At 43.3% G+C, this 12,942-nt stretch carries 8 protein-coding genes, 2 tRNA genes and 2 rRNA genes (1 of these 12 running past the window's edge); 2 read left to right on the forward strand and 10 right to left on the reverse strand.

Annotated elements, in window-relative coordinates; genetic code table 11:
- From D7D53_RS08015 to patA, 10 genes are all read right to left on the reverse strand, one after another.
- Positions 1-588 (reverse strand): 23S ribosomal RNA (locus tag D7D53_RS08015); it reaches 2,313 nt to the left of the window's first position.
- A 126-nt stretch (positions 589-714) separates the two neighbouring features.
- Positions 715-787: transfer RNA gene (locus tag D7D53_RS08020), tRNA-Ala, on the reverse strand.
- A 51-nt stretch (positions 788-838) separates the two neighbouring features.
- Positions 839-2,384: ribosomal RNA gene (locus D7D53_RS08025) — 16S ribosomal RNA — on the reverse strand.
- Together the 16S and 23S rRNA genes with 2 tRNA genes alongside form the textbook arrangement of a ribosomal RNA operon.
- Positions 2,385-2,625: 241 nt before the next feature.
- Positions 2,626-2,697, reverse strand: a tRNA-Glu gene (locus D7D53_RS08030).
- Between the two features lie 110 nt (positions 2,698-2,807).
- A complete protein-coding gene (locus D7D53_RS08035) occupies positions 2,808-3,239 on the reverse strand; it encodes a cytidine deaminase family protein (protein ID WP_120770647.1) in 432 nt (143 codons plus the stop codon).
- Positions 3,240-3,252: 13 nt separating this feature from the next.
- Positions 3,253-4,713: a glutamate--tRNA ligase gene (gene gltX, locus D7D53_RS08040; protein WP_120770648.1), complete on the reverse strand. Its 1,461-nt coding sequence runs from the start codon at positions 4,711-4,713 to the stop codon at positions 3,253-3,255.
- A gap of 127 nt (positions 4,714-4,840) precedes the next feature.
- Entirely contained in the window at positions 4,841-6,190 is a 1,350-nt protein-coding gene (locus tag D7D53_RS08045) for a glucose-6-phosphate isomerase (RefSeq protein WP_049551029.1), read from the reverse strand.
- Positions 6,191-6,360: 170 nt separating this feature from the next.
- Positions 6,361-7,050: a gamma-glutamyl-gamma-aminobutyrate hydrolase family protein gene (locus D7D53_RS08055; protein WP_000124770.1), complete on the reverse strand. Its 690-nt coding sequence runs from the start codon at positions 7,048-7,050 to the stop codon at positions 6,361-6,363.
- Positions 7,051-7,294: 244 nt separating this feature from the next.
- A complete protein-coding gene (gene patB, locus D7D53_RS08065; protein ID WP_120770649.1) occupies positions 7,295-9,061 on the reverse strand; it encodes a multidrug efflux ABC transporter subunit PatB in 1,767 nt (588 codons plus the stop codon).
- A 1-nt stretch (position 9,062) separates the two neighbouring features.
- Positions 9,063-10,769, reverse strand: coding sequence for a multidrug efflux ABC transporter subunit PatA (patA, locus tag D7D53_RS08070; protein ID WP_120770650.1), 1,707 nt, complete (start codon positions 10,767-10,769; stop codon positions 9,063-9,065).
- A gap of 203 nt (positions 10,770-10,972) precedes the next feature.
- Here patA and D7D53_RS08075 point away from each other — a divergent pair, with 203 nt between their 5' ends.
- Together D7D53_RS08075 and galU are read left to right on the forward strand one after the other, a co-directional pair.
- Entirely contained in the window at positions 10,973-11,989 is a 1,017-nt protein-coding gene (locus tag D7D53_RS08075; protein WP_120770651.1) for an NAD(P)H-dependent glycerol-3-phosphate dehydrogenase, read from the forward strand.
- A 21-nt stretch (positions 11,990-12,010) separates the two neighbouring features.
- On the forward strand, positions 12,011-12,910 hold the full coding sequence (gene galU / locus D7D53_RS08080; protein WP_120770652.1) for a UTP--glucose-1-phosphate uridylyltransferase GalU: 900 nt from the start codon (positions 12,011-12,013) through the stop codon (positions 12,908-12,910).
- The last annotated feature ends 32 nt before the right edge of the window (positions 12,911-12,942 follow it).

A 12,942-nucleotide genomic window follows, 5' to 3' on the forward strand; every position in this document is an offset into this window, starting at 1 on the left:
CTCTCACCCATTAACGGGCTCGAACTTGTTGTAGGCACACGGTTTCAGGTTCTATTTCACTCCCCTCCCGGGGTGCTTTTCACCTTTCCCTCACGGTACTGGTTCACTATCGGTCACTAGGGAGTATTTAGGGTTGGGAGATGGTCCTCCCAGATTCCGACGGGATTTCACGTGTCCCGCCGTACTCAGGATACTGCTAGGTACAAAGACTATTTTAAATACGAGGCTATTACTCTCTTTGGCTGATCTTCCCAAATCATTCTTCTATAATCTTTGAGTCCACATTGCAGTCCTACAACCCCGAAGAGTAAACTCTTCGGTTTGCCCTCCTGCCGTTTCGCTCGCCGCTACTAAGGCAATCGCTTTTGCTTTCTCTTCCTGCAGCTACTTAGATGTTTCAGTTCACTGCGTCTTCCTCCTCACATCCTTAACAGATGTGGGTAACAGGTAGTACCTGTTGGGTTCCCCCATTCGGAAATCCCTGGATCATCGCTTACTTACAGCTACCCAAGGCATATCGTCGTTTGTCACGTCCTTCTTCGGCTCCTAGTGCCAAGGCATCCACCGTGCGCCCTTATTAACTTAACCTTATTTTTTCTGACCTTTCAGTCATAAACTCTTATTAATACTACAGCGTTTTCGGTTTATTTTCTTGTTACTATTTGATATAGATATTCAATTTTCAATGTGCATTACTTGGTGATCTCTCACCAATGGAGCCTAGCGGGATCGAACCGCTGACCTCCTGCGTGCAAAGCAGGCGCTCTCCCAGCTGAGCTAAGGCCCCACAAGACCTCTCAAGACTAAACAAGACCAATGCGCAGTTCCTTATCCTTAGAAAGGAGGTGATCCAGCCGCACCTTCCGATACGGCTACCTTGTTACGACTTCACCCCAATCATCTATCCCACCTTAGGCGGCTGGCTCCTTACGGTTACCTCACCGACTTCGGGTGTTACAAACTCTCGTGGTGTGACGGGCGGTGTGTACAAGGCCCGGGAACGTATTCACCGCGGCGTGCTGATCCGCGATTACTAGCGATTCCGACTTCATGTAGGCGAGTTGCAGCCTACAATCCGAACTGAGACTGGCTTTAAGAGATTAGCTTGCCGTCACCGGCTTGCGACTCGTTGTACCAGCCATTGTAGCACGTGTGTAGCCCAGGTCATAAGGGGCATGATGATTTGACGTCATCCCCACCTTCCTCCGGTTTATTACCGGCAGTCTCGCTAGAGTGCCCAACTGAATGATGGCAACTAACAATAGGGGTTGCGCTCGTTGCGGGACTTAACCCAACATCTCACGACACGAGCTGACGACAACCATGCACCACCTGTCACCTCTGTCCCGAAGGAAAGCTCTATCTCTAGAGCGGTCAGAGGGATGTCAAGACCTGGTAAGGTTCTTCGCGTTGCTTCGAATTAAACCACATGCTCCACCGCTTGTGCGGGCCCCCGTCAATTCCTTTGAGTTTCAACCTTGCGGTCGTACTCCCCAGGCGGAGTGCTTAATGCGTTAGCTGCGGCACTAAACCCCGGAAAGGGTCTAACACCTAGCACTCATCGTTTACGGCGTGGACTACCAGGGTATCTAATCCTGTTTGCTCCCCACGCTTTCGAGCCTCAGCGTCAGTTACAAGCCAGAGAGCCGCTTTCGCCACCGGTGTTCCTCCATATATCTACGCATTTCACCGCTACACATGGAATTCCACTCTCCCCTCTTGCACTCAAGTTAAACAGTTTCCAAAGCGTACTATGGTTAAGCCACAGCCTTTAACTTCAGACTTATCTAACCGCCTGCGCTCGCTTTACGCCCAATAAATCCGGACAACGCTCGGGACCTACGTATTACCGCGGCTGCTGGCACGTAGTTAGCCGTCCCTTTCTGGTAAGATACCGTCACAGTGTGAACTTTCCACTCTCACACTCGTTCTTCTCTTACAACAGAGCTTTACGATCCGAAAACCTTCTTCACTCACGCGGCGTTGCTCGGTCAGACTTCCGTCCATTGCCGAAGATTCCCTACTGCTGCCTCCCGTAGGAGTCTGGGCCGTGTCTCAGTCCCAGTGTGGCCGATCACCCTCTCAGGTCGGCTATGTATCGTCGCCTTGGTGAGCCGTTACCCCACCAACTAGCTAATACAACGCAGGTCCATCTGGTAGTGATGCAATTGCACCTTTTAAGCAAATGTCATGCAACATCTACTATTATGCGGTATTAGCTATCGTTTCCAATAGTTATCCCCCGCTACCAGGCAGGTTACCTACGCGTTACTCACCCGTTCGCAACTCATCCGGAGAAGCAAGCTCCTCCTTCAGCGTTCTACTTGCATGTATTAGGCACGCCGCCAGCGTTCGTCCTGAGCCAGGATCAAACTCTCATTAAAAGTTTGAGTTCTCACTCATTTCTGTCACTGACAGATTTATTGTTTTTTCATTGTTCAGTACTACAACATTAGTTGTAGTGCCCTGCACATTGGTTCGTCTTGTTCAGTTTTCAAAGGTCTTTGTCATTTGCTTCTCTCAAGTGACAACTATATTAGTATATCACAGTCGCTTTCGCTTGTCAACACTTTTTTGAAACTTTTTTAAACTTTTTTCATCAAGTGTTTCATCTGCAACATACCATAGTCCGTACGGGATTCGAACCCGTGTTACCGCCGTGAAAAGGCGGTGTCTTAACCCCTTGACCAACGGACCTGAGTTGTTATTTTCAACTCTTACTATTATACCCACTTTTTAAACTTTGTCAACTACTTTTTCAAACTTTTTTAAGTTAAGTAAAAAGAGCCAGAATTATACTGACTCTTCTATTGATTATTAAACTTAGAAGCACGTTCTTCTCCCCACCAATAGGGGATTAGTTCTGCGACTTTAACTATTTTTCTTATATTATAGTCCATCATAAATTCTGCATCTTTATTTTCAGCATTAAGCTCTAAAAGGAATTCTCTACAGGCACCGCAAGGCATGGCTGAACTTCCACCATAAGGTGTATCTCGAAAGGCTAAGACTTTTTTAACCTTAGTTTGTCCCGAGAATTGGTACATATTGAAGAGTGCTGCCCGCTCTGCGCAGAGATGGAAAACACCACAGGTTCCCTCCATACAGAATCCTGTAAATATTTGTCCATCTTCTGCTTCTACTGCGGCAACGACATGATTAGCATAAACAAAATCAGATACTTCATGTGGATTGTATAGTTTCTGTGCTTCTTCGTACATCTTTTCCCAGATGTTCATTGTTGCATCCTTTTTATTTAGAGATTTCTTTTAGCATGTTTTTGATATGTTGGATTGATTTTTCACGACCTAACAAGAAGATCGTATCTGGCAATTCTGGCCCATGCATTTCACCTGAAACAGCAATACGAATTGGCATGAAGAGATTTTTCCCTTTGATACCTGTTTCTTTTTGGACTGCTTTGATTTGTGGGAAGATATTTTCTGTTACAAATTCATCATCTGTCATCGCTTCAAGTTTTGCTTTGAAAGCTTCAAGAACTGTTGGAACTGTTTCACCAGCCATGACTTCGCGCTCTGCTTCGGTCAATTCTGGGAAATCTGAGAAGAAGAGATCTGTCAATGGGATAATCTCATCTACTGATTTCATTTGTGGTTTATAGAGCTCAACTAATTTTTCAGCCTTATCAGTCAATCGACCTGCTTCTTCTAGGAATGGTTTTGCCATTTCAAAGATGGTTTCAAGGTCTGCATTCTTGATATAATCATTGCTCATCCAGTCGAGTTTTTTCTGGTCAAAGGCTGCTGGAGACTTGCTGAGGCGGTTTTCATCGAAAAGTTTAATGAGTTCTTCACGAGAGAAGATTTCATCTTCGCCACCTGGGTTCCAACCAAGAAGAGCAATAAAGTTAAAGACTGCTTCTGGTAAATAACCTTTTTTACGGTAGTCTTCGATAAACTGAAGGGTATTAGTATCACGTTTAGATAACTTCTTACCAGTCTCAGAGTTGATAATCAAGGTCATATGACCGAACTCTGGAGCTTCCCAACCAAGTGCTTCATAGACCATAAGCTGTTTTGGTGTATTAGCAATGTGGTCATCTCCACGGATTACGTGAGAAATTTGCATATCATGGTCATCGATGACAACGGCAAAGTTGTAAGTTGGGTAACCGTCTTTCTTTTGGATAACCCAGTCACCACCAATATTGCCACCTTCAAATTCGATATCACCTTTAACCATATCATGCCACTTGTAGATACCTGACTCATTGACCGCCAAACGAACTGTTGGAATGATACCAGCTGCTTCACGTTCTGCGATGTAAGCTGCTTTTTCCTCTTCACTCATACCAAGGTATTCGTTAATGTAGCGAGGTGTTTCACCAGCTGCTTCTTGGCGTTCGCGTTCAGTTGCCAACTCTTCTTCTGTAACGTAAGATTTGTAGGCTTTTCCTTCAGCTAACAGTTGGTCGATGTATTTTTGATACAAGTCCAAACGCTCAGACTGGCGGTAGTTTTCATGTGTTTCTGGACTTTCATCCCAATCCATACCTAACCAACGAAGGTTTTCAAGCTGTGAACGTTCACCATCCTCGACATGACGTTTACGGTCAGTATCTTCGATACGAATGATAAAAGTTCCACCATGATGACGTGCATACAAGTAGTTGAACAATGCTGTACGGGCATTCCCGATGTGTAGTAGTCCTGTTGGACTTGGTGCGTAACGTACGCGGATATCTTTTGACATAGTTTCTCCTATAAAGTCTCTAGGCGTCTGCCTTTTTGCTCTCTATATTATATCACAAGTCTTGGCTGAGTCCAATTTCTATGGATAAAGAGAGTAAAAAGAGTGGATAAACCACTCTTTTCTTCTATTATAGACGTGCGTTAAGTTCTTTGCTCAATTCTTCAAATCCTGGTTTTCCAAGAAGGGCAAACATGTTACGTTTGTAAGCTTCAACACCTGGTTGATCAAATGGGTTGATGGCATTCAAGTAACCAGAAAGGGCGATAGCCAATTCGAAGAAGTAGATAGTGTAACCAAGAGTGAAGGCATCTTGCTCTGGAAGAGTCACGTACATGTTTGGTACATCACCATCTGTGTGGGCAAGAAGAACACCATCAGTCGCTTTTTTGTTTACAAAGTCAACGTCTTTTCCTTGAAGGTAACCAAGTCCATCAAGGTCTTCTTCCAAGCTAGGGATAATCACGTTTTTACGAGGTTTGTCAACACGGACAACTGTTTCAAACATGATACGAGTTCCTTCTTGGATAAATTGACCAAGTGAGTGCAAGTCAGTTGAGAAGTTGGCTGAAGTTGGGTAGATACCTTTTTGATCTTTTCCTTCTGATTCACCAGCCAATTGTTTCCACCACTCTGAGAAGTATTGAAGTGATGGCTCGTAGTTTACCAAGATCTCAGTTGCATAACCTTTACGGTAAAGGATGTTACGAACTGCTGCGTATTGGTAAGCTTCGTTTTCAGAGATTTTATCTGAAGTGTAGTCTTTGCGAGCTGCATTCGCACCTTCCATAAGGGCTTTGATGTCAGCTCCTGATGCTGCGATTGGAAGCAAACCAACAGCTGTCAATACTGAGAAGCGTCCACCGATGTCATCTGGAACAACAAATGTTTCCCAACCGTTAGCGTCTGCTTCAACCTTAACAGCACCTTTTTGGCGGTCAGTTGTTGCATAGATACGTTTGTTAGCTTCTTCTTGTCCGTATTTCTTAACCAAGAGTTCTTTGAAGACACGGAAAGCGATAGCTGGTTCAGTTGTTGTACCTGATTTAGAAATCACGTTTACTGAGAAGTCTTTGTCAGCTACGTACTCTACCAAGTCAGCAAGGTAAGTAGATGAGATTGAGTTTCCTGCGTAAAGGATCTGTGGAGCTTTACGTTCTTCTTTTGTTTGCAAGTTTGCAAAGTGGTGATTCAAGAAATCGATTGCTGCTTTAGCACCAAGGTAAGATCCACCGATACCGATTACAACCAAAACATCGCTGTCTGACTTGATTTGCTCAGCAGCTTTCAAGATGCGGTCAAATTCTTCGCGGTCGTAGTTTTCAGGAAGGTCCAACCATCCCAAGAAGTCGCTACCAGCACCAGTTCCTTTACGGATCAATTCATCTGCTGCTGTTACTTGTGCTTGCATGTATTCCACTTCATGTGGTGCAACAAATTTGTCTAAAACTTTTGAATAATCAAATTTAATATGTGACATGTTATTCCTCCAATATTTCTTCCTTTCTATCATAACGCTTACCTTCGTTTTTTTCAAGTTTTTTTGTCGAATTTCTCCAATTTTTATCAGAATTCAAACGTTTGCGTAAAAATGCCACATTCCAAAAATTTTGAAAAAATAAAATAAAGAACGACCAGATGTCCCAGTCGTCACAGTTCATTCAATAAATACTCAAATAGTTCTAAATTGCCATCTTCTTCATTAACCAGAAACTCTGGATGCCACTGCAAACCGATAATGCGGTGCTCATCGATAGACTCAATCGCTTCGATGGTCTGGTCTCTTGGATCAATAGCAGTTACACGGAAATTAGGTGCCAAATCTTTAATGCTTTGACGATGGACGGAGTTGACTTGACTTTCTTTTCCAAATAGCTTAGCCACCACGCTTCCTTCTACTGTCTCAATAGAATGAGATGTTCCGAAAGGCAGACCTTGCCAGTGACCTTCGATTTCTTGATTGAGGGTTCCCCCAAAGGCAACATTGACAAGTTGAACACCGCGACAGATTGCCATAATTGGTTTATTCTGACGAAGCGCTTCTTTCAAGAGTGCCAATTCAAACTCATCGCGCACTAGATTGTAATCATCGCTCTCGATGGTCTTTTTCTCTCCATAAAACTGAGGGTGAACATTTTGACCGCCTGTCAAGATAAGTTTGTCAATCATTTCTACATAATCGCGTACAACTGACTCATCACCAACAGGAATGACTAAAGGGAGACCACCGACTTGACGAATGCTCTCTGCGAATCTACAAGATACAGATGAATGAATGTTTTTGCCTTCCGCGTCTACGGGACATAGATTTGCAGCAACTCCTACAACCGTTCTAGCCATGATGCCTCTCCTTTCGAATGTTAATACTCTTCGAAAATCAAATTCAAACCACATCAGCGTCGCCTTACCGTACTCAAGTACAGCTTGCGACTAGCTTCCTAGTTTGCTCTTTGATTTTCATTGAGTATAACGATAGTCCTATCATATCACTCAAAATGACTTTCGTCTAATATGTTTTTTTTAAGGCTGTGATAAATATTTTTTATGGACAAGAAAAAGCTGCCCACATAGGACAACTTCTTTCTTATTCAAAGACAAATTGATTGTGATAAAGTTCTGAATAGAATCCACCTAGTTTCAAGAGTTCATGGTGGTTACCGCGTTCAATGACTTCTCCATCTTTAAGCACAATAATCTGGTCTGCATTGAGGATGGTCTTCAAACGATGGGCAATGACAAAACTGGTTCTACCTGCTACAACTGCCTCCATGGCATGCTGAATCTTACTTTCTGTCACCGTATCTACGTTTGAAGTTGCTTCATCTAGAATGAGAACTTCTGGATCTGTCATCAAGGTTCGAGCGATAGAAATCAATTGCTTTTGCCCAGTTGAGAAGATACTCTGGTCATCATCGATAAGAGTATCGTATTTATCAGGCAAACTTTCGATATAGTCGTGAACGTGGGTTGCCTTGGCTGCTGCCTCAACCATTTCTTGACTAGCATCTGGCACACCGAAACGGATATTGTCTCGAATCGTTCCACTAAATAAGACCGAATCCTGCAAAACAATTCCTACCTTGCTTCTGAGGCTATCCAAGTCGTAGTCACGGATGTCTTTACCATCAAAATAAATACCACCAGCATCAACATCATAAAAGCGATTGATGAGGTTCATAATAGTCGTTTTCCCTGAACCTGTCGGACCAACAACCGCTGTCATCTGGCCTTTCGGAGCGGAAATGCTGACATCTTTCAAAATAGGTTTATCAGGCAAGTATGAAAAATCAATATGACTGATTTCAACACCTTCTTGCAACTTAGTAAAGATCGGCGCCTTCTCAGGTCGAATTTCTTCCTCTGCGTCAAACATTTCCTGAATCCGTTCAACACCTGTAAAGGCTAACTGAAGACTTCCCCAACTAGCTGCAACTTGGATAATAGGCTGGTAGTACTGCTGTGAAAATTGGGCAAACATAACAATCAGACCTAGGGCTGTACTTGTTTCAATAGACTTATCATTCAAAAGTACAGCTGAACCAGCAAAGATGACGATGGCTGTGTTAACCAAGCTCATCCCATTCATAACAGGGAAAAGAATTCCTGAGAACATTCTTCCTTTAAAGGTTGCCCTGCGTACGCGCTCATTTTGTTCAAGAAATCCTGCCATCATATCCTCTTGAATTCCTTGCACAATCACGGCTTTTTGGCCTGAGATACTCTCATCCATATAGGCGTTGAGCTTCCCTACCTCTTTCTGCTGGAGGTTGGTGTATTTGCGTGCCATTTTTACGATGAAAATCAGCATGAGGAAGGCCAGTGGTGTGCTTGCTATGGTGATGAGGGCCAGCGTCACATTTCTCGAAAACATGACAAGAATCAGACCGATATATAAAACAATATTGCTCATGACCTGAATCAAACTTTCGTTAAAGGCTTGGAGGATATTATCCAAATCACTGGTAAAACGAGACAAGATATCGCCATCTTGTCGGCGGTCAAAGAAAGAAACCGTCAAGCGAGCAAGCTTACCGAAGAGGCCTTTGCGCATATCGTTTGTCGACTCTGCAATCACGCGCGTCATGAGACACATGTATATGATACTGGAGATAAATAGAACCAAAACCAGCAGACCAAGATTGACCATGATTCCTGATAGGCTTTGCCAAACAAGTTCTGGATTGCCATCTTGATAAGCTTGAACTAAATTAGCTAGCTGCGTCACTGCTTGTCCAGAAAAGACCGGAAAGAGGGCTTGGGCAAGAGTTGCCAGAACAATCATCAGGATAACAACTACAAATGATAGCTTATAGACTTTAAAATAATTCCAAAAAAATTGAACTGTCTTCATTTTACTCCTCCTTCCCTTTCTGTGTTTCATAGATTTCACGGTAAACGGTATTGTTGGCAACCAAGTCTGCATGCGTACCTTGACCAATCAATCGTCCTTGATCTAGAACCAAGATCTTGTCTGCATGGACAACCGAGCTAATCTTTTGCGCGATGATAATGGTTGTTGTTCCCTTCAAGTCCTTATTCAAGGCTTCTTGAACCAGGCGCTCTGACTTAGCATCCAAGGCCGAGGTCGAATCGTCAAAAATCAGAATACGTGGATTGCTGACAATCCCGCGCGCAATCGACATCCTTTGCTTTTGCCCACCTGAGAAATTAGTTCCCCGTTCCTCAACCGGACTTTCAAAGGTTTTCTCCATACGATGAATGAATTCACTGGCTTGGGCAATATTGGCTGCGCGCTCCATTTCAAATAAAGTAGCATCTCCCTTACCCTGTCTTAGATTATCTGCAATCGTTCCACTAAAGAGAATCGCACGTTGGAGAACGATGGAAACTGTTTTACGCAGGGTTCCTTCACTCACTTCTCGAATATCCTTGCCTCCGATTTTGATAGCCCCTTCCTGTGGGTCAAAGAGACGTGGAATCAATTGAGCTAAGGTTGACTTTCCTGCACCAGTCGCTCCAACTACACCAACCATTTGACCAGGTTCAATAGTAAAGCTCACATCTTTCAGCATCGGTTCCTTGTCCATTGGATAGGTAAAGGTCACATTTTCAAAGCTAAGACTGCCGACCAACTCTTCATCTGGGACATCCTTGAAGGTCATGGCTGGCTCTGCGGCAAGAATTTCTCGAATACGACGCATAGAAATCATAGCACGACTGACAGAATTTCCCAAAAATCCAACCATGACAATGGTAAAGATAATCTGGCTCAGGTAATTGACAAAGGAAGCAATGGAACCAACAACTGACGGATCCGACTGAACCATCCCAGCAACCAGCCAAATAGAGAGGAAAACCGCCCCGTAGCCGACCAACATCATGAAAGGTTCCACTACTGAAAAGGCATAACCAATGTAAAGGTTTTGACCGAGTAGCTCGTCTGAAACCTCCGTAAACTTAGCAAACTGCTCTTTTTCTTGGACAAAGGACTTGACCACACGAACGCCACGCAGATTTTCCTTGGCAATGGCATTGATGCGTTCAAGAAGGGTTTGAAACTTGGCAAAACGAGGACCCATCATCCCCATCATGACAGCAGTCAAACCAAAAATTAAGATCACCATGAGAACAATCACCCACCACAGAGAAGGTAAGGTTTGAACCGCCAGGATAAACGAACCGATGAACAAGAGGGGAAGTCTGAAAAGAATTTGAAAGGTCATCATGACGACGTTCTGAATCTGGTTGATATCATTTGTCATTCGAACGACTAGATTTCCCGCATTAAATTGTTCAATATTAGCATAAGAAAAGGTTTGGATTTTACGGAAGGCATCCTCTCGAAGGTCAGATGAAACTCCTTGGGCAATATAGGCTGCAAGGACAACATTGAGCCCACCAGCAACTAGACCAACCACGGCCACACCAATCAACCAAGCCCCTATACTATAAATAGCTTCATATTTTCCAGCAAGGAGGGCGTCTAAAACTTCCTGCAGATAACGCGGTTGCAAAAGTGAACTAGCAACCATCAAGCCTGTCATCAGGAGCGAAGCCAAGGCCTGCCACTTGTAGGTTTTTATTTTCTGAATCAGCATACTTTCTCCTTAAAAAATAGACAAAAGGGAGCGACAATGTGTCAGCTCCTTCTCATTCTGTTTGTGTGATGTTATTCTAGCAAAAAAGTGAGAACTTGTCAAAGAGTCTCCTTGATACAAATTAGTGCGCTTTCATCTACAGTAATGCATGATAAAGGTTTTTATGGTAAAATAGTAAAAAGAAGGTTATAAAGGAGGGGAATATGGAAAAACAAACCATCGCCGTCTTGGGGCCTGGTTCTTGGGGAACTGCCCTTTCACAAGTATTAAATGACAATGGACACGAGGTACGTATTTGGGGAAATCTTCCCGAACAAATCAATGAAATTAATACCAATCATACTAACAAACACTACTTTAAAAATGTCGTTCTAGATGAAAATATCATTGCCTACACCGACTTATCAGAGGCACTGAAAGATGTAGATGCGATTTTATTTGTTGTCCCAACAAAAGTGACACGACTTGTTGCCAAACAAGTTGCAAAAACCTTAGACCATAAGGCTATCATCATGCACGCATCAAAGGGATTAGAACCTGATAGCCATAAACGATTATCAACCATTCTTGAAGAAGAAATTCCTGAACATCTCCGCAGTGATATTGTCGTTGTTTCAGGCCCTAGTCATGCAGAAGAAACCATTGTACGTGACCTGACTTTAATTACTGCTGCTTCTAAGAATTTGCAAACAGCTCAATACGTTCAGGAGCTCTTTAGTAATCACTACTTCCGACTTTATACCAATACGGATGTTATCGGGGTTGAAACTGCTGGTGCTCTTAAAAACATTATCGCTGTCGGCGCTGGAGCCTTACATGGTTTAGGATTTGGTGACAACGCTAAGGCAGCCATCATCGCTCGAGGCTTGGCAGAAATTACCCGCCTAGGAGTAGCACTTGGGGCCAGTCCATTGACCTATAGTGGCTTATCCGGTGTAGGAGACTTGATCGTAACGGGAACCTCTATCCACTCTCGTAACTGGAGAGCCGGAGATGCTCTTGGCCGTGGAGAATCTCTAGCTGATATCGAAGCCAATATGGGCATGGTGATTGAAGGAATTTCAACGACTCGAGCAGCTTATGAACTAGCGCAAGAACTTGGAGTCTATATGCCAATTACACAAGCCATTTACCAAGTTATTTACCACGGAACCAATATTAAAGATGCCATTTATGACATCATGAACAATGAATTTAAAGCAGAAAATGAGTGGTCTTAACCCTCTAGAGAAAGGATTCTTATGACATCAAAAGTTAGAAAGGCAGTCATTCCTGCCGCCGGACTCGGGACTCGATTTTTACCAGCAACCAAAGCACTTGCTAAAGAAATGTTGCCAATTGTAGACAAACCAACTATCCAATTTATCGTAGAAGAAGCTCTCAAATCAGGTATTGAAGATATTCTGGTTGTCACTGGTAAATCAAAACGTTCTATTGAAGACCACTTTGACTCAAACTTTGAGCTTGAATACAACCTCAAAGAAAAAGGCAAACACGACTTGCTAAAATTAGTAGACGAAACAACTGGCATTCGCCTTCACTTTATCCGTCAAAGCCATCCTCGTGGTCTTGGAGATGCTGTCTTACAAGCAAAAGCTTTTGTGGCGAATGAACCCTTCGTTGTCATGCTTGGTGACGACCTAATGGATATCACAGATGACAACGCTATACCTTTGACAAAACAATTGATGAATGATTACGAGTCGACTCACGCATCAACAATTGCTGTTATGCCTGTCCCTCATGAAGAAGTTTCAGCATATGGAGTTATAGCTCCTCAGGGTGAAGGGATTAATGGTCTCTACAGTGTCGAAACTTTCGTTGAAAAACCAGCTCCAGAAGATGCTCCAAGTGATTTGGCAATCATCGGACGCTATCTGCTCACACCAGAAATTTTTGAAATCCTCGAAAACCAAGCTCCCGGTGCTGGAAATGAAATCCAGCTTACCGACGCTATCGATACACTTAATAAAACACAACGTGTTTTCGCTCGCGAATTTACAGGAGCTCGTTACGACGTTGGGGATAAGTTTGGCTTTATGAAAACATCTATTGACTATGCCCTCAAACACCCACAAGTCAAAGATGACTTGAAAGATTACCTCATCCAACTTGGAAAAGAATTAGCTGAGAAGGAATAACAAAGTCATTTATATAAAGAAGAACTAGGATG

The organism is Streptococcus gwangjuense (genome assembly GCF_003627155.1).
Taxonomy (GTDB): Bacteria; Bacillota; Bacilli; order Lactobacillales; family Streptococcaceae; genus Streptococcus; species Streptococcus gwangjuensis.

What these genes read in the sequence shown, in the direction of transcription:
- D7D53_RS08035 (WP_120770647.1), bottom strand. Translation starts at nt 3,239, where the DNA reads ATGAACATCTGGGAAAAGATGTACGAAGAAGCACAGAAACTATACAAT.
- gltX (WP_120770648.1), bottom strand. Translation starts at nt 4,713, where the DNA reads ATGTCAAAAGATATCCGCGTACGTTACGCACCAAGTCCAACAGGACTA.
- D7D53_RS08045 (WP_049551029.1), bottom strand. Translation starts at nt 6,190, where the DNA reads ATGTCACATATTAAATTTGATTATTCAAAAGTTTTAGACAAATTTGTT.
- D7D53_RS08055 (WP_000124770.1), bottom strand. Translation starts at nt 7,050, where the DNA reads ATGGCTAGAACGGTTGTAGGAGTTGCTGCAAATCTATGTCCCGTAGAC.
- patB (WP_120770649.1), bottom strand. Translation starts at nt 9,061, where the DNA reads ATGAAGACAGTTCAATTTTTTTGGAATTATTTTAAAGTCTATAAGCTA.
- patA (WP_120770650.1), bottom strand. Translation starts at nt 10,769, where the DNA reads ATGCTGATTCAGAAAATAAAAACCTACAAGTGGCAGGCCTTGGCTTCG.
- D7D53_RS08075 (WP_120770651.1), top strand. Translation starts at nt 10,973, where the DNA reads ATGGAAAAACAAACCATCGCCGTCTTGGGGCCTGGTTCTTGGGGAACT.
- galU (WP_120770652.1), top strand. Translation starts at nt 12,011, where the DNA reads ATGACATCAAAAGTTAGAAAGGCAGTCATTCCTGCCGCCGGACTCGGG.